The following is a 19,689-nucleotide window of genomic DNA, read 5'->3' on the forward strand; positions in this document are numbered from 1 at the left end:
ATTTTTTAACCGTCATATGAAAAGATGTATGGCTTGGTGTTGTGCGCGATTACCAACTAAATTCATTAGTGATTACAAACGCTACACAGAAATTATTCATCTATTCGCAATTACTTTATGATGAAGCTAAACCAATATACAAGCGGTTAATATGCAAAATACTGTACTCCTGACTGTGCTGTGATAATCTAGGCGCGTTCAAGAGTGGATTTACGAAGTCATGGCAAAGCAGAAAAATATTGAAGTTATCGCAATAAATTTGCCAGCTGGTGAAGAAGAATTGCTAAGTGCGGCCGCTCAATATTTTGCCGATCGTTTGCTGACATCAAAACAGCAAAAAATGATCACCTTGCTGATCGATGCTGCTAACCGTCCCATCCGTGTGCCATTGTCACGTGACATGCTGTCAGAAAGACCTGGGGTTTTTGGTGTGACATTGCCGACGGTCTTTGAGATGTCGGTTTCAACGGCCGCCGGGATCAAAGATGCTCTTGAAGTGGTTGCACATGAAATAATTCATATATCTCAGGTGCTTAATCGCCGTTTGCGAATGCGACCACGCCGCAAAAATTCTACCAAAACTGGTCGAATGTCTTATTCGGTCAAATGGATTGGCGATAAATTTTCATCACTGGACGATCTGCCTTGGCATCTACGTCCATGGGAGATTGAGGCGTGTCAGTGGCAAGTAATACTGGTAGGCGAATTTATTGATCGCATGACAGGTACAGACACGCAAATCATAACTCAGCGTGGACGCAACAATCAGCTTGCGCTTCTAAATGTACGTCCTGCTACAATTAAAGCGTCCCCGCAATCACCGTCTTTGTTGGTAACATCAGCCATGGCCGAACAATCGGTGCCAATGTTTGAGTCAAAGCACTCTTTTGTCACGCCCGCAGAAAAAGCTAAGCCGCATAACTTCGATAATGATCAAAGCATGTCTGCTTTTGATGTTCAGGAACGCGAAAACAAACCAGATATTCATCCAGATATTCATCCAGATATTGATCAAGACAGCGCTGCAATGGCTTGGGAAGAATCAACCGACTCAACTGACCAAATTTCAGATAACACGCTCCAGAATAGTGATGATGAAACAATCCAATCGCCGCCTTCTGCCAATAAGATTGTAAGTGGAATGATGAATGGGCATCAAAATGGCCATCAAAACGACATCCAACATGGCGATGTGCCTCAAAGCCAGAGCGGTGCTTCACATACGGCATCAAATGACGGTGAAAACACCGCAATCCAAATACGTATTGATGGGCTTGAAGCCCCACGCTTGCTTAGCCGTGGTGCGTTGAGTAGCAAGCTGGATGATCTGCTGGCACGTGGTTTGATTGCGCCTGAAGATGCCAAGGCCGTGCAAACATCGTTGACGTCCACTGGCGACTAGCTTTATTAAAGCATTCTGAAAATATTGCCAAACACCATGTTTATTAAACCCTAGTGCCATGTCTAGTGATTGGCGGGTGACTGACGCATGACATTTGTCTATGGTGACAGACTGTTTTAACGGGACGTTTGTCCTTTGACACATTGAGAGCGCATGAAGATATGAATATTATCAAGAGTACGAAAGAGGCATTGCTGGTTCCGATTCATCCGGCTGGCTGGCCATTTATTTTCCTGTTTGTTTTGGCAAGTGGTATTATCACCTATTTCTGGACGCTTTTTGTCCTGCCAGGATGTTTGCTGTCGCTTTGGTGTGTGTATTTCTTTCGTAATCCGCGCCGTGTGACTCCGATTACGGATAATCTGGTTATATCTCCAGCTGATGGCCGGGTTTTATCAACAGGTGTTGAAAATGTACCTGCCGATTTGGCGCTCCCAGCAGGTGAGTGGCGACGTGTTTCAATTTTCATGAATGTGTTTGATGTGCATGTGAATCGTGCACCTGTGGCAGGCAAGGTCATTGAAACAGCATACCATGAAGGGGCATTTTTGAATGCAAGCCTTGATAAGGCTTCAGAACAGAATGAACGCCAGAACATGGTTTTGGAAACTGAAAGCGGACAAAAGATTGGCGTTGTGCAAATTGCCGGACTTGTCGCGCGCCGGATTATTCTCGAAGCTGCTGTTGGCGATCAACTTAATGTGGGTCAGCAATATGGCATCATCCGTTTTGGTAGTCGTGTCGATGTGTGGCTTCCCGCTAAAACGCCTGTTACCGTTCTTGCTGGACAACGTACCATTGCGGGTGAAACTGTCATTGCTGATCTTGCTGGAAACTACAATGAACCTGACGTGGGGACAGTGCGGTGAGTGATGCTAATCTAAAACCGCATAATCAGCGGTTTCGGTCAGTATCAATATACTGGTTACTACCCAATATGCTTACGATTGGTGGTTTTGTCTCGGGTTTGACAGCACTGCGCTTTGCTTTGGATGGGCGCTGGGCTGGCGTGATTGTGCTTGTTGCTCTGGCGGCTGTTTTTGATGCGCTTGATGGGCGCGCGGCGCGTAAGTTTCAAACGGCAAGTGCTTTTGGTGCGGCGCTTGATAGCTTGTCAGATCTTGTCGTGTTTGGGGTTGTGCCTGCGCTGTCGCTTTATTTATGGGCGCTTCAGGATTACGGCAATTTGGCATGGGGCGCGACCTTGTTTTACGCAGTTTCGATTGCGTTAAGGTTGGCTCGCTTTGACTCTGAACTTCCAAACCCACCAGTATATGCAAAAAACTATTTTACGGGTATTCCTGCGCCGGCGGCAGCGTTTCTTGTTTTGGTGCCGATTTGTCTTGATCTTGAATTTAACCTGCCATGGGTGCGTGAGGCACTTTATGTATCAGGCTGGCTCATTCTTATTGGTGTAGGCGCTGTCACAGCGCTTCCTACCTTTGCTGGAAAACGGCTTAAACTCCCTGTGGGCAGTGTGTTGCCGATTCTGGCTGTTGTGGGCTTGCTCGGAGCAGGGATTGTGACGCAACCTTGGATTACCTATCTTGCCCTAGCCACCGTTTACATCTGTAGCTTGCCCCTTGCGGCTGTCAAATTTCAGCAGGATCGTCGCGCTTATGAAGCAACAACTGTTTCTGGTGACGGTAATATCGATGAAGACGAGGTAGAATAACCCATTCCAATTGGGGGTGGATAACGGTGCGGTAAAAGCCTATAGTATCGGTAACCTGCTAGAGAATGAGACGCATATGTCAAACACATTGATGGAAAAATGCTTGGCTAAGGGAATGCGCGTGACCAGTCAGCGCCAGATAATCGTAGGCGTTATCGAAGAATCCGAAGATCATCCTGATGTCGATCAGCTATATCGTCGCGCTGTTCAAGAAGATGATACCATCTCGATCGCAACCGTTTATCGGACAGTCAAATTACTTGAAGAAGCTGGGGTAATCGATCGCATTGAATTCGGTGATGGCCGTGCCCGTTATGAAGAATCAGGCGAACATCATGAGCATCTGGTTGATGTGGAAACTGGCGATGTTATCGAATTCTATCATGCTGAATTAGAAGCACTCAAAGAACAGGTTGCCCGCGAAATGGGATATGAGCTAGTTGATCACCGACTTGAACTCTTTGGCCGGAAGCTGAAGTCCTAAGTGACATTCCTTGCCCATCATTCATGGTTTGGCTTTGCACGTGATGTCTCATCAAAACTAAAGCAGATTATGTAATGCTGAATTTGAAGCATAATCAAAAAAATGTGTTCAGATTGACATGTGCGCAAGCATTGTCGATGACAACCATGAATGTGAATATGATAAATACAGCATTGGTGGGTAGCATACTTGCGCCTGTCGCATGGTTGTCAACTTTGCCTTTGTCTTTGATGTTTGTGATGTCGATGCTCTCGACCTTGCCAGTCTCTTTGCTGATGTCGCGATATGGCCGTCGTCCAGTGTTTATTGCTGGCGTGTGTGTTGCGGTCTTATCAGCTTTATCTCAGGGTATGGCGATTGTATTGCATCACTATGTGTTTTTCTGCATAGCATCTATGGGGCTAGGGTTTTCATTGGCCTGTGCAGGATTTTATCGTTATGCCGCCGCCGATAGTGCCGCGCCTGAGGATAAACCGCGTGCCATATCATGGGTGTTGACCGGCGGGCTGGTTGCCGCCTTTCTGGGGCCTGAAATTGCCCGAAACACAGTAGATATAGTGCCTGATGCTCTCTATGCAGGCTGTTTTTTCACAGCTTCGGTCGTTCAGCTTTTTTCCCTTCTTTTTATTTTTGGGGTTAAGATTCCAAAGCCAGAAAATCAGTCATTTGCGGGTCGCCCGATAAGCTTGTTTTTACGCATGCCGATGTTTCTGATTGGCATGTTTTGCGCCGCACTTGGCTATGCCCTGATGAGCTATCTGATGACAGCGACACCGTTACAAGTGGTAAATGTCAGTCAACTTGGTACATCGGCTAATGCCTCGATTATTCAATGGCATGTTGTGGCGATGTTTGCGCCGTCATTTTTTACTGGCAACCTTATTGCACGTTATGGTGCTAGCCGAATTTTGGGGTTAGGTGTTTTTGCCTACATCATGGTTATTGTGCTGGCGCTGATTGGCGATGATTTCTGGCATTATTTTGGTGCGTTGTTCCTGTTGGGTATCGGATGGAATTTTTTATATATCGGTGGCAGTTCATTGGTGGCACTAGTCGCCAATCCCGAAGAGCGTGGACGTGTCCAAGGTGTTGCTGACCTGACAATGACAATCCTTGTTGCATCAGCCTCGCTTGTTGCTGGGGTCGTGCATAGTCAACTTGGATGGGAAATGATGGTTATGGCAGCAACTTTGCCTGTATTCTGTCTTATGTGCACCGTTGGCTGGCTGTTCAGCTATGGATATTACAATACCAAAGCCTGATCAGTGCAACTGGGTTTCATAAAATGATGTTTCTATCATTTTATGAAAAAGGGGTCGTGAGCATGCTCACGACCAAGTTTAGGGAGGAAATGCACAAACAAACGTTCGTACAAGCGCAGATATGCTGGAGTTAAGCTTCCTAGTCAACCCCGCTAAACGGAATTATTTTTATTTTCTCATATTTTAAATTCTATTGAGATTTTTTACCGCATTACGTTAATATTTCAGCAATTTTTTATAAGCTTATTCTCTCAGATATAATAAATCTGAGGCTACGTCCTGACAGATTCGTAACCCGGTAAAGGTGGCAAATAAGCCATCAAACTTTCGGCATCCATGCCATTATGTCTGAAAGCGTCAACAGCCTGTGCCTTGTCGCGTTTGGCAAGCCGCTTATTGTCGGCATCTGTCACCAGCGGGTGATGCAGATAGTCAGGTGTTGGCAAATCCAGCAAGGCTTGCAACAAACGATGTAGATGTGTGGATGCTTGCAAATCAACCCCACGTGTGACCAAGCTGACATTATCAAGCATATCATCGATCACAACAGCAAGATGATATGAGCTACCTAGATCCTTTCGCGCTATCACAACATCACCAAATATTTCGGGTGTGGCGATTTTTAACCCCGCCCCAGCTGAATAGGCGCATTCACGCCAACTAAACGGCGTATGGCTATCTGTGGCCTTTATGGCGGCATCCATGCGCAATCGCCACGCCGCTTGCTGGCCCTCGGCGGCGCGTCGTTTTTGTTCGCTATCGCTTATCATCTGGTCAGTATTTATCGGCATGATGGGACTGTCATTATATGGGGTGCCATGAGGCGCCTGTGTCATCTCGGCAAGCTCGCGCCGAGTCAGATAGCAAGGGTAGAGCAGGTCCATATTGTGTAAACGAGTGATTGCCTTGGCGTAATATGTCTGTCTGTCTGACTGAAATGATGGTGTGCCATGCCAGTCAAGCCCAACCCATCGAAGATCATCGTAAATGGCATCGATAAAATCAGGGCGGCATCGCGTCCTGTCCAGATCATCGATCCGCAAGTGAAAACGGCCGTTATTCATTTGGGCTAGATCATGGGCGACTTTGGCCGCATATATATGGCCAAGATGAAGCGCGCCAGTCGGGCTTGGAGCAAATCGCGTAATCATGATGCATCACTCCCCTGAAATAGGTGTATATATTGGCTTGGTCTTGGCGTTAATATATAAACAGTGCAGCTTATTTAATACAGGAGTATAGCATGGCAGATCGCCGCTTTGGAGAGCTATCAGGGCCTTTTGTTGATCCCGCGCGTGGCGGCAAAGCGTCAAGCTTGATCATCATGCTACATGGCTGGGGTGCAGATGGTAATGACCTTGCCGATCTTGCCTATCCCTTTTCGGTGCGCTTTCCGGGGGCGGCTTTCTTTGTCCCGCACGCGCCTGAAGCTTGCAGCATGAATCCTGCGGGGCGGCAATGGTTTGATATAGAAGACAGGGTCACAGGTCCAGTTATTGCCGCACCTGTGATCGAGACAGCGATTGCGGCCGCCGCGAGCGCGTTAGGTCTTGATAATAACGCTAGTGCGCTAATGGGATTTTCACAAGGGGGGATGATGAGCCTGCATTGTGGGCTTCGGATGGCGGAAAAACCAGCTGCCATAGTCAGTTTTTCAGGTGCGCTTCTGGTATATGATGATTTGGTAGCTACTGAAGATAGCCGTAATTTTCCCGCCGTTCAGCTTATCCACGGCACACAGGATTTGGTTGTACCGTTTGAGATGATGGATGTTTCGGCAGATATCTTAAAAGGCCTTGGTGCGGATGTCTCACGCGTTCCTCGTGATGGTCTTGGCCACGGAATCGATGCAGATGCTTTGTCAGCGGCGATAGAATTTCTGGCCTTACATTTGCCCGCATAGGCGCGCTTTGTGATAAAGCACACAATATTTAGATATTGTGTAGATGACTATTTCTATATGTAGTGGGCACGGGGTTGTCATATCTGTGTGGACGTGTTTTCATAATACACAGATACTGTTTTGAAATCAGGTAACATCGAGGATGTGATTATGAATGCAGGTAGTTTCGCACCAGCTTTGGTTCTGAATGCGGATTTTCGACCTCTAAATTATTTCCCTCTTTCCCTATGGTCATGGCAGGACGCGGTAAAGGCGGTCTGTCTCGAACGCGTTAGTATTATTTCGGAATATGACCAGCGGATCAGTTCACCAAGCATGCAGATAAAATTGCCGTCGGTGATTGCTCTAAAAGAATATGTACCGCAAACACGCAATCCAGCTTTCACACGTTTTAACGTATTTTTGCGTGATAGGTTTAGTTGCCAATATTGCGGTACTAGTTTGCCAGCTTCGGAACTGACATTTGACCATGTGATTCCTAGGTCAAAAGGTGGGCGTACAACATGGGCTAACGTGGTTGCTGCCTGTGGCTCTTGTAATCTTCGCAAAGCAAACAAACTACCCAGCCAGTGCAATATGCATCCTCTGGCGGCACCAATGGCGCCAAATGTTTGGCAGTTACAGGAAAATGGCCGTGGTTTTCCACCAAACTATCTTCATGAATCATGGCGGGACTATCTATATTGGGATAGTGAATTACAACAGGATGAAAGCTAGAGCTTTTCAGCTACCTTGATGGCCGTGCGGCATCCACGCTGAATGACAGCACGCAACATGTCGTAATGTTTTGCATTTTCACCATCATGGTCGATCGCAATATCACGATGTTCCAATTCATCGTCACGGAATTTTTCAACGATCTTTTTTAAACTAGCTTCATCTTTGCCCAGATTTTCAGCCTGCTTCTGATAATGCTCACCGATAACTTCTTCAACCGCGATGGTACAGGCCATGGCCGCTTTTGGCCCCATCGCCGCCGTTGCCACGCCAAGCGCAAACCCTGCGGCACCCCATAAAGGATCAAGTAATGATGGTCTAACTTCCCGCTCGTTTAACAACGTTTCAAAAGTCTCAAGATGTTCGACTTCCAGTTCCATCATATGCTGGATTTCGGGGCCCATAGCATGATTTTTCAGCACGGCCAGTTGACCTTTGTAAATTTGCTGAGCGGCGCGCTCACCAGCATGATCAACGCGCAGGTAACGCGCAATATCAGTCGGGCTTGTATGTGTTTTTGCCATATTCTAACGGATCCCTGAATTCTGATGTTTGATATTGTTGCGCCCTAACATGGCGAACAGCGCGATCAACAGCATGTCCAAACTAAAGATTGCGTTCCATCCTGCCATTGAAATGCCTAAAAATGACCATGCTACTTCGTCGCACCTGATAACAGGTGTTGCCAGAAGTTGATCAACCAAGTCGGTAACAGCCATATTGCTTTGTAATGCGGCGCTACATCCGCTGGGTCCTTGCCATAGTTGCCATTCAACACCAGCATGAAAACCGCCCAGCCCAATGCTAATAGCGGCCATAATTGCGATCAGTCCCATCATGGCAACAGGCGTGATACCACGAAGCCCGACTAATGCTGCCACAATGATGATCGCATGTGGCCACCGTTGCCAGATACACATAGTGCAGGGCATCAATCCACCCAGATATTCAAACGCAAATGCGCCGCCAAGCAGGCTAGCCGATATGGCACCGGTAAACCCAAGTCCGCGCCCTATTGTCATCCATGCGCTCATTGTCATTTTATCAGTATTCAATGTGTCAACCATAATGCCCCAACAATAAGTATGATCAGAAGTGATAAAAGACTGATAACGGTCTTGGCATCACCATGATGGCGGGCAATGCCAGCAACAATGATAAAACGCAAGCCCCGCCCAACAAGTGACACAAGAATGAAAGGTAAAAGTCCGAAGCCCAATAAACCAGCACTGACCGCTATCACCTTATAAGGTAGCGGCGAAAAGGCACCAATAAACACGATTATCAAACCCCATGTGACAAAGCCTGCTTCGACTGCGGCAAAGGCGGTTGGTGCCGCCAGCTTTTCGGGAAACATTGCCAGAATATCATGAATACCTAGTCCCAGAATGGCACCCAGTGCCCACCCACCTGCACCGCCAATGACCGATGCCAGCGTACAGGCCAAGGCCATGCGAAGCCATTTCATGGGTTTGGCTAGTACCACCGCGACCAAAAGTGGATCAACAGGTATGGGAATAATGATTGATTCCAGAACAGCAAAGACCAGCATGAAGCGTGTCGCAAAAGGCGTACCAGCGGTTTTTAGCCCGCGATCATAGACCGACTTTGCCCATACCATTGATGATGAAAATATATTTGTGCTGATCATTAAAAATGCCTTTGTCGGGGTGGTACGGCTGAAGGGACTTGAACCCCCACCCTGTCACCAGGAGCGGATTTTGAATCCGCCGCGTCTACCATTCCGCCACAGCCGCACAATCCCGACATCGCTTTCCTAGCGAATATGATCCGGCGAAGCAAGCTTATGTTCAACTTTGGCTGCAAGTTTTTCCAACGTGGGATCGGATATGCCTAGCTTCTGAAGCCCATGAAGCGTGTTGAACAGGTAATCATGGCATGGCCCCAGAAAGCCTTCGGCATTGGCAATTACGTGTGCGGTCTCGTCATGTGTCATGTGGGGCGCAAATACCGGACGGTCAGGGTTAGCAACAAAGCCAATGCCTCGTTTGATGCCGTTCGCTGTATGTAATTTTAACCATGTTGGACGATAAGCAAGCGTGATCATTTCACGCTTCCACAATAGATCAATTTCGGCAATGGCAAGATCACATGGTAATTTAAAGGCGACACCTGGGCATGATCCACCTTTATCCAATGCCAGAACCAGCCCGGGAAATTCTGGTGATCCCCTGCCAATTTTTGTCCACAGGCAAAATCGGCGGTGATGTCCATAAACACGGGCAAAAAGACGTTCTGAGTGTTTCATGACAGGGTTGAAAATAAGGCTGCCATAACCAAAAATCCAAATATCATCACAATCGTAATCATCAGGAATGAATTGCTGGCGTGACCTAAGCAGATCGTCATCACTAGCCACGATCGTATTTTCGCCATCCCGTTCGGTTGCCATGCGCGCTACTAATCCGTTGCGCAGCGTTTCGCGGGTAATCTTATGCGGTTTTTCCGGTTTAGGCGGAGTCGTCGTCACGGTTTACATCTCGGTCATCATACATGTGTCTTACAACACGTTGTGGGAAAGGAATTTCAATTTCATATTTGGCAAGGGCATCTTTTAGTTGCCGATGTAAATCCCAGTTAAGATCGAAAAAATCATCATATGTTGCATAAGTGCGCAAACGCACAATGATCGCGCTATCTCCATAGGACACAACGATGAAACGTGGTGGTGGATCCTGCAGAACCCTTGGATCCTGTGCCAGTTCCATCATGGCGGTTTCGGCATCATCAAGCGAGCTTTCATAACTAATCCCAATATCAAGATCGAGGCGGCGCGTGCCATAGCGGGCATGGTTGATGATGTTTGATGACCAGATTGCCGAATTTGGAACGCTGTTATAGACATTGTCGAAAGTATCAATGACCGTCGTAAACAATCCAATTTCACGCACTGTTCCAGATACGCCCGCAACTTCAATCCAGTCACCTGTTTTAAAGGGGCGCAAAAACAACAGCATTAAACCCGATGCTACGTTCGACAAAGTGCCTTGTAAGGCCAGACCAATCGCAAGGCCAGCCGCACCAAGAACCGCGATAATAGATGTTGTTTCAACACCAAATTTACCAAGCGAAACAACCAATGTCAGGGTCAGTCCCGTATAGCGAACCAGCGCCCCCAATAATGGCACAATGGTTTTGTCCAGCTTGTCGAACCGCGACAGATAGTTGCGCGTCATACGGCCAGCTTTGCCCGATAGCCAGATACCAATGATCAAGGTCAAAATACCGGCTGTTAGCTGAACCGAATAGGCCACTGCGACCGAAACAGCTTGCTCATTCAAAAAGCTGTTGATGCCCAGAGACGCACTAATGCTATCAATTGAAATGTCTGTCATATTTGAATTTCTGCCATGCTATGCGCCACTTAAATGTGAAAAGCGCAATATGTCTGTGTCGTGCCGATAGGTTACAGAATTATGATACGTGTGCAAACCCCGTTACTATCCGATATTGTTCAATATTATCCAGATAATATGATGTATTGCACGGATGGGGCAAAAACTTGCTAACAACCGTTGAAATATCGATGCGTTAAGCGATATAGTGCCGCCCTATGACACATGATGATTCCACGTTTGTAAATGTTATCGACTGGGCTGTTGGCGACCCGCCATTACAGCAACAGCGCTTATGCGCCGCTATTGGTAATTTTGATGGCGTTCATCGTGGGCATCAGAAAGTCATTCAGGCCGCCTGTAGCCATGCGGTTACGCATAATCTGACACCAGCTGTTATTACTTTTGATCCGCATCCCCGCGAGTTTTTTCGCCAAGACGATGTGCCATTTCATCTTGCCGACCGCCATGAAAAAGATCGTTTGCTAGGCCAGCTAGACGTTGAACATATTATCCATGTCACTTTTGACGATGTGCTACGCCGGACTGACGCCAAAGCGTTTGTCACTGATATTTTGCCAGCTTTGGGCGTTACCCAGCTATTTGCGGGCAGTGATTTTGCTTTTGGCCGTGGTCGTGGTGGCGATATGGATACAATCAACGAGATCGGGCGTTCAGTGCATATTACGGCTACCACCGTACCGCTTCTTATTGACGATAATTCGGTGGTTATTTCATCAAGCCGGATACGTGCGGCTTTGCAGGCTGGTGCACCTGAACAGGCGACAACCATGCTAGGGCATGATTGGGCTATTTCTGGCATTGTGCAGACAGGCGATAAGCGCGGGCGAACAATCGGTTTTCCGACAGCTAATATTCCGCTGGGTACTCTGCTTAATCCGGCGTTTGGCGTTTACGCAGTCCAGGTTTTTGACGATGATGGATCGTCAAACGGACAATTCATCGCGAACGGTGTCGCCAATATCGGAATACGGCCTACCTTCGAGACACGTGACGTGTTATGCGAAACGCATTTATTTGATTTTGATGGTAACCTTTATGGTCGCCGTCTATCAGTCAGGTTGAAATCCTTTTTGCGTGCCGAACGCAAATTTTCTGGCCTGGAAGAATTGAAAGAACAGATTGCCAAAGACGCCTCAGATGCCCGGCATATTTTGCCAGCAACACAAAAGATCGCATAAAGTCTTCCGGGATCTGCCTGGTTAAACAAATTCAAAGCCTCGACGTGAAAGCTATATCGAATGACTGAGCAAAAGATAAATTATAAAGATACAGTATTTTTGCCGCGTACTGAGTTTCCGATGCGTGCCGGTTTGCCAAAACGTGAACCTGCTATTCTGGAAAGCTGGCAGAAAATAGACCTTTATAATAAGTTGCGTGAAGCGCGTCGTGGCGCTGAAAAATTTGTCCTCCATGACGGCCCGCCATACGCAAACGGCCAGCTTCATATTGGTCACGCGCTGAACAAGATTTTGAAGGATGTTGTTAACCGTTCGCAATCGATGCTTGGCAAGGATGCTAATTACGTCCCTGGATGGGATTGCCATGGTTTGCCAATCGAATGGAAAATCGAAGAGCAATATCGTAAAAAAGGCAAAGATAAGGATCAAGTGCCAGTAGCCGAATTTCGGCAGGAATGTCGTGACTTTGCCGCGCATTGGCTTGATGTGCAGTCTGAAGAGTTTCAGCGTCTTGGCGTGCTTGGTGACTGGGCTAACCCCTATACGACGATGGCTTATGAATCAGAAGCAACAATCGCTGCTGAGCTTGGCAAAATCTTGATGGATGGCAGTCTCTATCGGGGTACCAAACCAGTGATGTGGTCGCCAGTTGAAAAGACAGCTCTAGCCGAAGCTGAAATCGAATATGAAGATCATACGTCGGTTACAATTCATGCTCGTTTTCCAGTGAAAACGGCATCTGTGCCTGCATTGGATGGTGCCAGCATCATTATTTGGACAACGACGCCATGGACGATGCCGGGCAATCGCGCCCTCGCTTATGGAGAGGGCATCACATACCTTGTGATCAAGCTGACTGAGCTGGCAGAGGGATCAATCGCCAAACAGGATGACCTTGTTTGCGTTGCGGCAGATTTGCTTGATAACTTTGTTGCTGAAGTTGGTGTTACAGCGCATGACATCATTGCTGAAATTGATGGTGCCAGCCTTGCTGGAACTATATGCGCTCATCCGCTTGCCGATGATGGCTACGATCATGACGTGCCAATGTTTGCAGGTGATTTTGTAACCACCGAACAAGGTACAGGTTTTGTTCATACAGCACCTGGGCATGGTGTCGAAGATTATGAACTGGCGCATCTTGAACATGGCATTCCGGTTCCCGATACGGTTGCTGAAGATGGTAAAATTATGCCGCATCTTCCGCTTTTTGCAGGTATGCATGTATTGCGCGATAACCAGAAAATTGCTGATATGATGGCCGAACGTGGCGGCGTCATTGCAATTGGCAAACAGACGCATTCCTATCCACATTCCTGGCGGTCAAAAGCGCCTTTGGTTTATCGCAATACAGCTCAGTGGTTCGTGTCGATGGAATCGCATGGACTGCGGGCAACCGCGCTTGATGCCTTGTCCAAGACAGCCTTCTATCCGCCAGTTGGCCAGAATCGGTTAACCGCGATGATTGCCCAGCGCCCTGACTGGTGCCTAAGCCGCCAGCGTGCATGGGGTGTGCCGCTGACGATTTATGTCAACAAGGCCACTGGTGAACCATTGCGTGATCAAAAGGTGCATGACCGGATTGTCGAAGCCATGCGTGTTGAAGGTGCAGATTGCTGGTTTGCATCGCCTGACGAACGATTTTTGGCAAATGACTATGCGGTTGAAGATTACGAAAAAGTAACCGACATTTTGGATGTCTGGTTTGACTCAGGATCGACCCACGCCTTTGTGCTGGAAAATCGTGATGATTTGGATAGTCCAGCAGATTTATATCTTGAAGGTTCGGATCAACATCGTGGCTGGTTCCATTCATCTTTGCTGCAATCTTGCAGTACTCGTGGCAAGGCACCTTATAAAGGTGTGCTGACACATGGCTTTGTGCTTGATGAGCAGGGACGTAAAATGTCCAAATCGCTTGGCAATGTTGTTACACCGCAAAAGATTATGGAACAGAATGGTGCGGATATTCTGCGCCTTTGGGTGGTCAGTTCGGATTATTACAACGATCTTCGGATCGGCAATGAAATTATCCAGCGCATGACTGATAATTATCGCCGATTCCGTAATACATTGCGCTATCTTCTAGGTGCGCTTGATGGTTTTGATGATGCAGAGCGTGTTGATTACAGCGATATGCCTGATCTGGAGCGCTGGGTTCTTAACCGCCTTGCCGAGATTGATGCCAACATCCGCAAAATGACGGAAAATTACGATTTTCACGGCATTTTCACCGAGCTTCATACGCTCTGTAACAGCGATTTATCGGCGTTCTATTTTGAAATTCGAAAAGATCGGCTTTATTGTGATGATCCGCATTCTGTCGCACGGCGCGCTTGTCGGACAGTCATGGCCGAGATTTTTGACCGGCTTACAGCATGGCTGGCACCTATCCTGTGTTTCACGGCTGAAGAAGCCTGGCAGTCGCGGGTTGGCGATCCGGAAAATTCGGTACATCTGCGTAGCTATGATGCAGTGCCTGCCGAATGGCACAATGCGGACGTTGCAACCCGCTGGTCAGCTATCCGCAAAACACGTCAGGTGGTCATGAGCGCACTTGAAGCAGCCCGAAATGATGGAAAAATAGGATCCTCGCTTCAGGCGGCACCAATCGTTCATGTATCCGCTAAAATAGCTACTATTTTTGCTGATATGGATTGTGCAGCCTTGTTCATCACGTCAGATGCACAGGTGACAGACGCACCAGCACCGGCTGATGCTTTCCGTATGGATGGCATTGATGATGTCGCTATTGTCTTTGCAAAGGCCGATGGTGGCAAATGTGCACGTTGCTGGAAAATCTTACCTGATGTAACCACAGAAGATGGTATCTGTGGGCGTTGTGATGATGTGGTATCTTCATCCTGATGGATGGCCAGTTTGGTGCTAAGCGGATAACGAGGATATAATGCTGTCACAGCTTCACGCACGGCTGGCGACCCGTCCAACAATGTTGATTTTGGCGATTGCCCTTGTCATCATCGGGGCTGATCAATTGTCAAAACAATATATGCTTGACTGGATTTTTTTTCCGCCTGTCCGCATTGCTATTTTGCCGTTTTTGAATATGGTGCCGGTATGGAATAGCGGCATGAGCTTTGGATTATTAGCTGATGGTGGCATGATTGTCCGCTTTGGCTTGGCGGGGCTGGCAGTGGCAGTGGCTGGCTGGTTTTTATGGTCAGCATCGTCACTGACCCCTATCCAGCGGGTTGCTGGCGGTGCCATAGCTGGTGGCGCGATTGGAAATGCAATTGACAGGTTGCGTTTTGGGCAAGTTGTTGATTTTATAGACCTGCATGTAGCGGGTTGGCATTGGCCTGCTTTCAATGTTGCAGATGTAACGATTTCGATAGGCGCGTTTCTTTGGATCGTCAGCCTATTTTATGAACAGGAGAACAAAAAGACATGACTTTTGTGCTACGTTGCGAGAGCCGCTTTTTCGGGCTTATGATTGCAGCTTCGATGTTGATCGGCGTTGCTGGATGTTCCGACGTCCGCCGCGCTATTGGAACGGAAAAATCAACGCCTGATGAATTTCAGGTTGTTGTTCGCCCACCTTTGTCTTTGCCTCCTGGGTTTGCTGATCGTCCTGAAGATATTATTGAACAGGAACAAAGTAACCTTGCTGGTTTGAGCGCGACTGAAGCTGCCGCGTCCTCCTTTGGCGCGCCGGATAAGCAAACGACAGGTTATGATGCTATATTTGATTTTGCCGCGATCGTCCCTGACATCCGTACCAAAGTTGATGAAGAGACTTATGGTATTCAGCTTGAAAAGCGCTTGCCTATCCAGACTTTGTTTGGTGGGGTGCCTGATGTTGGACCCGTTCTCGATAAAATGGCCGAAGATATGCGTCTGCGCGAGACCATGCGCAATAACCAAATGCCAACTGATGGCGAAACGATGGGCATTGATCTGATAAGCGACACGCCCGTTCTGATCAAGTAGCGTGGTGATGATGACCCGTATCAGGCAGTTGCCAGAACGGCTCGTCAATCAGATAGCCGCGGGCGAGGTTGTTGAACGGCCTGCTAGCGCGCTCAAGGAATTGGTTGAAAATGCGCTGGATGCGAGTGCCCAGAAAATCAGCATTACGCTAAAGCGTGGCGGTATTGATGAAATCATCGTAACCGATGATGGATCAGGTATGTCGCTTGATGATATAAAACTGGCTGTTCGTCGTCATGCAACGTCAAAGCTACCAGATGATAATCTGGTGCATATCAAAGCACTTGGGTTCCGTGGTGAAGCACTTCCCTCGATTGGTGCCGTATCGCGACTATCAATCACCTCAATTTCTGCCGATATGGATCATGCATGGCGACTGGTTGTTGATGCAGGCCACGTGCATGAGCCGGAACCGGCGGCTTTGAAACAGGGAAGCATGATTGCTGTTAGCCAGCTTTTTAAGGCTGTGCCGGCGCGCCTCAAATTTCTCAAGACGGAACGTACCGAACAAGGCCAATGCATTGATATGGTCAAGCGTCTAGCTATGGCATGGCCAACGGTTGCCTTTGACCTCAGCAATGATGGTCGGACTTTGGTGAAGCTTGATGCCTGTTTGCCCGGGGCAGTCGGGCTAAAGCGTCGCCTGTCAGCAATTATGGGACAAATGTTCGCTGATGAAGCCGCCGAAATGGACGCGGCGCGTGATCGTATTTCCCTAACTGGACTTGTTGGCTTGCCAACAATGAATCGTCCCACAACCGGACATGTTTTTCTGTTTGTAAATGGCCGCCCGATCAATGACCGTTCCTTGCTTGGTGCGGTGCGGGCTGGTTATGGTGATACATTGCCGCGTGGTCGTCACCCGATGTGCGCATTATTCATACATGTGCCAGCCGAAGATGTTGATGTGAATGTGCATCCGGCCAAGGCAGAAGTGCGTTTCAAGGATGCCGCGGCGGTGCGTGGTTTGCTTGTTGGGGGCATCAGGGCACGGCTTGAAGATGCTGGCATGCAGGCAACCGCCGAGGGCGGACAACAGGCATTGGCACGATTTGCATCCGAAGCCTCATCCCCGCCGTCATATTCTGGTGCTTCGACATCTGGTAAAATATCACGTGGCATCAGCCATGTGGCGTCGGGTCCGCGCGCGCATTATCAACCAGCACCGCCCGCGTCTGCGCATATGTGGCAAACCCCTGTTGATGCGCCGCCAGCAGCGCGCCAAATTGAAACGCATGAAACCGATGAAGCTACCCGCCTTAACCTGCTCGGGGCGGCCAAAGCCCAGCTTCACAAAACCTATATCGTTGCTGAAACCGAAGATGGTATCACCATTATCGACCAACATGCCGCCCATGAACGGCTGGTGATGGAACGGATGAAAGCGGCAATGGCCGAAAAAGGCGTGCCATCGCAAGCACTTTTGTTACCAGAAGTCATCAATATGCAGGACCATCATTGTGAGGTTGTCATTAACGCCGCCGACATGCTGGGTAAAATGGGACTGACTGTCGAGGCTTTTGGTATAGGTGCGGTGGTTGTCCGTGATGTGCCTGCCATGCTTGGGAATCCGAATGTCGTTCAGCTGGTTCAGGACATTGCCGAAGAGTTGGTTGAATTGGGCGATAGTACCAGCCTTGAAGATCGCCTGAATCATGTGCTTGCGACTGTGTCATGCCATGGTTCGGTGCGCGCTGGGCGTGTTTTGAATGGTGAAGAAATGAACGCACTTTTACGGGAAATGGAAGCCACCCCGCGTTCAGGGCAATGTAATCATGGTCGCCCGACTTGGGTAAGCCTTAGCTTGACTGAGATTGAAACGCTGTTTGGCCGTAAATAAGCTAACTGGCTATCGTCAGGAAGTGGAGGGCGGCTTTCCCATAGGCACGGCTTTCATGGCATGTCATATGGTGCTTTTGCATCAAATTCACATCAAGCGTTTCGGTTTTTGCCGTTTCAATGACGATCAGCGCATCTGGTACCAACGCATCGATATTTAGCATATGTGCCACCGCCAACAAACCGTCACCAGTGCCATAGGGCGCATCAGCAAATACCAGATTGGCTTTATCACCACGTATTCCGGTCAATGACAACGCATTTCCAGAAATAACCAAACAGCTATCTTGTCGTTTCAGGTGGGCGATATTGGCACGTATGACTGACACAGCCTTATGATCTTTTTCGACAAAGCAGGCGGTTTTAGCGCCGCGTGACAGGGCTTCCAGCCCTAACGCGCCCGTGCCGGAAAACAGATCAATTATGTGGGCGTCATGCAATATTTTACCATAGCTACCACCCGCCAGAATATTGAACAGATTCTCGCGCACACGATCAGCAGTTGGACGGGTTTTATCGCCGTCCAGATCGGCCAGTTTTGTGCCGCGATGACGGCCCCCGATTATGCGCATCTTTGCCTCGTTTATCGCCTTGTTGTGGCGCATTCGATTTACCCTGATGTCCACCAGTTGGCCGCTTCATTCCTGATTTTGCGCGCAGACGCGGTTTTGCGACGGCATGACCATCTTCCGCAGGATCAGTCAGGCCAAGTTGATCTGATAGCACGCGCCCCTTAATCTGCTCGACATCACCATCATTCATGTCACCTAGCTGAAAAGGCCCATAGGAAACCCGGATAAGGCGGCTAACCTTATGACCAAGATGTTCCATGATGCGTCGTACTTCGCGGTTTTTACCTTCACGAATCGCAACAGTCAGCCAGGCATTGCTTTGCATTTGCCGGTCAAGATTTGCGGCAACACGCCCATAGCGCACACCATCAATGGTGATGCCTTTTTCAAGGGGTGCCAGTGCCGCTTCATTTACATGACCTTGCACGCGCACCCGATATTTACGGCTCCAGCCAGTAGCCGGCAGTTCAAGATGGCGGGCAAGATCACCGTCATTGGTCAAAAGTATTAGCCCTTCCGAGTCAATGTCCAGTCGGCCAACTGTCATGACGCGCGGCAACGAGGCGGGCAAATGATCAAAAATTGTTTCGCGGTCTTTTTCGTCACGGTCACTGACCACCAGACCACGTGGCTTGTAATAGCGCCATAATTTGGCAGGCTCGCGATGTGGTAACGCCTGTCCGTCAACACTGATCTTGTCACTGTCTGTTACATTCAATGCTGGACTGGCAATAGTTTTGCCATTCACTTTGACGCGGCCTTCATTGATACGTGCCTCGGCTTCGCGGCGTGAGCAAACCCCCGCCCGCGCAATTCGCTTGGCAATGCGTTCGCTGTCACTTTTTTTATCAAGCGTAAATGTTTCATTATTAGCCATATCGATGACATAATCTTAAAAACGAGGCTTGGAAACAACAATCTTCTGTGTCAGGACTGTTTGATGATGAAAAATGGTCTGATGGATGATTTGCTGGTGGCGGCACGTGATGCGGCCAAGGCGGGTGATGTGCCTGTTGCGGCTGCTATTGTTGCACCTGATGGAACGGTGGTTGCACTTGCATCCAACCGTATGACCCGCGATGGTAACGCTTTGCATCATGCTGAAATTCTGGCAATTAATGCGGCGCTGGACAAAACAGGCAAGGCGCGGCTTGATGGCTATGATCTTTGGGTAACGCTGGAACCTTGCGCGATGTGTGCTGGGGCGATTGCGCATGCGCGTCTAAGACGCGTCTATTTTGCCGCTTATGATATAAAGGCCGGGGCAGTTGAGTCAGGAATCCGCTTTTTTGACCATCCAAGTTGCCATCATCATCCAGAAATTTA

21 protein-coding genes and 1 tRNA gene are annotated in these 19,689 nt (G+C 48.5%); 13 read left to right on the forward strand and 9 right to left on the reverse strand.

Features of this window, described 5'->3' with window-relative positions:
- Positions 1 to 220 precede the first annotated feature (220 nt).
- The 5 genes from ABNT28_RS02110 (at position 221) to ABNT28_RS02130 (ending at position 4,823) form a co-directional block, all read left to right on the forward strand.
- Positions 221 to 1,402: a hypothetical protein gene (locus ABNT28_RS02110; protein WP_332924931.1), complete on the forward strand. Its 1,182-nt coding sequence runs from the start codon at positions 221 to 223 to the stop codon at positions 1,400 to 1,402.
- A gap of 161 nt (positions 1,403 to 1,563) precedes the next feature.
- Positions 1,564 to 2,271 (forward strand): phosphatidylserine decarboxylase, encoded by a 708-nt coding sequence (locus tag ABNT28_RS02115; RefSeq protein ID WP_332924930.1) that lies wholly within the window; start codon positions 1,564 to 1,566, stop codon positions 2,269 to 2,271.
- Entirely contained in the window at positions 2,268 to 3,077 is an 810-nt protein-coding gene (locus ABNT28_RS02120) for a phosphatidylcholine/phosphatidylserine synthase (RefSeq protein WP_332924929.1), read from the forward strand. The genes ABNT28_RS02115 and ABNT28_RS02120 overlap by 4 nt, the downstream gene beginning before the upstream one ends.
- Before the next feature lie 76 nt (positions 3,078 to 3,153).
- Positions 3,154 to 3,561 (forward strand): transcriptional repressor, encoded by a 408-nt coding sequence (locus ABNT28_RS02125; RefSeq protein WP_332924928.1) that lies wholly within the window; start codon positions 3,154 to 3,156, stop codon positions 3,559 to 3,561.
- Positions 3,562 to 3,698: 137 nt separating this feature from the next.
- Complete coding sequence (locus tag ABNT28_RS02130; protein ID WP_348720941.1) at positions 3,699 to 4,823, forward strand: MFS transporter; 1,125 nt, start codon at positions 3,699 to 3,701, stop codon at positions 4,821 to 4,823.
- 272 nt (positions 4,824 to 5,095) lie between these two features.
- Here the strand turns inward: ABNT28_RS02130 and gluQRS are convergent, their stop codons facing one another.
- Positions 5,096 to 5,974 carry a tRNA glutamyl-Q(34) synthetase GluQRS gene (gene gluQRS / locus ABNT28_RS02135; RefSeq protein WP_332924926.1) on the reverse strand — a complete coding sequence of 293 codons (879 nt, stop codon included), beginning with the start codon at positions 5,972 to 5,974 and terminating at the stop codon, positions 5,096 to 5,098.
- 92 nt (positions 5,975 to 6,066) lie between these two features.
- On the opposite strand from gluQRS, the gene ABNT28_RS02140 reads away from it, so the two are divergent.
- Both ABNT28_RS02140 and ABNT28_RS02145 read left to right on the forward strand, forming a co-directional pair.
- Positions 6,067 to 6,726 (forward strand): hypothetical protein, encoded by a 660-nt coding sequence (locus ABNT28_RS02140; RefSeq protein ID WP_332924925.1) that lies wholly within the window; start codon positions 6,067 to 6,069, stop codon positions 6,724 to 6,726.
- Between the two features lie 150 nt (positions 6,727 to 6,876).
- A complete protein-coding gene (locus ABNT28_RS02145) occupies positions 6,877 to 7,443 on the forward strand; it encodes an HNH endonuclease (RefSeq protein WP_332924943.1) in 567 nt (188 codons plus the stop codon).
- On the opposite strand, the gene ABNT28_RS02150 is transcribed toward ABNT28_RS02145, so the two are convergent.
- The 6 genes from ABNT28_RS02150 to ABNT28_RS02175 form a co-directional block, all read right to left on the reverse strand.
- Entirely contained in the window at positions 7,440 to 7,967 is a 528-nt protein-coding gene (locus ABNT28_RS02150; protein WP_348720942.1) for a demethoxyubiquinone hydroxylase family protein, read from the reverse strand. The genes ABNT28_RS02145 and ABNT28_RS02150 overlap by 4 nt on opposite strands.
- A gap of 3 nt (positions 7,968 to 7,970) precedes the next feature.
- Positions 7,971 to 8,498 (reverse strand): disulfide bond formation protein B, encoded by a 528-nt coding sequence (locus tag ABNT28_RS02155; RefSeq protein WP_332924923.1) that lies wholly within the window; start codon positions 8,496 to 8,498, stop codon positions 7,971 to 7,973.
- Positions 8,495 to 9,094 carry a hypothetical protein gene (locus tag ABNT28_RS02160; RefSeq protein ID WP_348720943.1) on the reverse strand — a complete coding sequence of 200 codons (600 nt, stop codon included), beginning with the start codon at positions 9,092 to 9,094 and terminating at the stop codon, positions 8,495 to 8,497. Before ABNT28_RS02160 ends, ABNT28_RS02155 begins: the two co-directional genes overlap by 4 nt.
- Before the next feature lie 20 nt (positions 9,095 to 9,114).
- Positions 9,115 to 9,200: transfer RNA gene (locus tag ABNT28_RS02165), tRNA-Leu, on the reverse strand.
- A gap of 20 nt (positions 9,201 to 9,220) precedes the next feature.
- Positions 9,221 to 9,934, reverse strand: a complete 714-nt coding sequence (locus ABNT28_RS02170) for a gamma-glutamylcyclotransferase (protein WP_348720944.1) — start codon at positions 9,932 to 9,934, stop codon at positions 9,221 to 9,223.
- Positions 9,915 to 10,799: a mechanosensitive ion channel family protein gene (locus ABNT28_RS02175; protein ID WP_332924920.1), complete on the reverse strand. Its 885-nt coding sequence runs from the start codon at positions 10,797 to 10,799 to the stop codon at positions 9,915 to 9,917. Before ABNT28_RS02175 ends, ABNT28_RS02170 begins: the two co-directional genes overlap by 20 nt.
- 218 nt (positions 10,800 to 11,017) lie before the next feature.
- On the opposite strand from ABNT28_RS02175, the gene ABNT28_RS02180 reads away from it, so the two are divergent.
- The 5 genes from ABNT28_RS02180 to mutL are packed head-to-tail and all read left to right on the forward strand — an operon-like array spanning position 11,018 to position 17,792.
- Positions 11,018 to 12,001, forward strand: a complete 984-nt coding sequence (locus ABNT28_RS02180) for a bifunctional riboflavin kinase/FAD synthetase (RefSeq protein ID WP_348720945.1) — start codon at positions 11,018 to 11,020, stop codon at positions 11,999 to 12,001.
- A gap of 60 nt (positions 12,002 to 12,061) precedes the next feature.
- A complete protein-coding gene (gene ileS / locus ABNT28_RS02185; RefSeq protein WP_348720946.1) occupies positions 12,062 to 14,869 on the forward strand; it encodes an isoleucine--tRNA ligase in 2,808 nt (935 codons plus the stop codon).
- A 40-nt stretch (positions 14,870 to 14,909) separates the two neighbouring features.
- Positions 14,910 to 15,413 carry a signal peptidase II gene (lspA, locus tag ABNT28_RS02190; RefSeq protein WP_332923150.1) on the forward strand — a complete coding sequence of 168 codons (504 nt, stop codon included), beginning with the start codon at positions 14,910 to 14,912 and terminating at the stop codon, positions 15,411 to 15,413.
- Positions 15,410 to 15,952 (forward strand): DUF3035 domain-containing protein, encoded by a 543-nt coding sequence (locus ABNT28_RS02195; protein WP_332923151.1) that lies wholly within the window; start codon positions 15,410 to 15,412, stop codon positions 15,950 to 15,952. Before lspA ends, ABNT28_RS02195 begins: the two co-directional genes overlap by 4 nt.
- Before the next feature lie 7 nt (positions 15,953 to 15,959).
- Complete coding sequence (mutL, locus tag ABNT28_RS02200; protein ID WP_332923152.1) at positions 15,960 to 17,792, forward strand: DNA mismatch repair endonuclease MutL; 1,833 nt, start codon at positions 15,960 to 15,962, stop codon at positions 17,790 to 17,792.
- A 1-nt stretch (position 17,793) separates the two neighbouring features.
- On the opposite strand, the gene rsmD is transcribed toward mutL, so the two are convergent.
- Together rsmD and ABNT28_RS02210 are read right to left on the reverse strand one after the other, a co-directional pair.
- On the reverse strand, positions 17,794 to 18,363 hold the full coding sequence (rsmD, locus tag ABNT28_RS02205) for a 16S rRNA (guanine(966)-N(2))-methyltransferase RsmD (protein WP_348720947.1): 570 nt from the start codon (positions 18,361 to 18,363) through the stop codon (positions 17,794 to 17,796).
- Positions 18,305 to 19,240 carry a pseudouridine synthase gene (locus tag ABNT28_RS02210; protein ID WP_332923154.1) on the reverse strand — a complete coding sequence of 312 codons (936 nt, stop codon included), beginning with the start codon at positions 19,238 to 19,240 and terminating at the stop codon, positions 18,305 to 18,307. The genes rsmD and ABNT28_RS02210 overlap by 59 nt, the downstream gene beginning before the upstream one ends.
- A gap of 63 nt (positions 19,241 to 19,303) precedes the next feature.
- On the opposite strand from ABNT28_RS02210, the gene ABNT28_RS02215 reads away from it, so the two are divergent.
- Positions 19,304 to 19,689: nucleoside deaminase (locus ABNT28_RS02215; protein WP_348720948.1), on the forward strand; the 386-nt coding region annotated here is incomplete at its 3' end.

The sequence above is a fragment of the uncultured Candidatus Puniceispirillum sp. genome (assembly GCF_963979125.1).
Classification (GTDB): domain Bacteria; phylum Pseudomonadota; class Alphaproteobacteria; order Puniceispirillales; family Puniceispirillaceae; genus Puniceispirillum.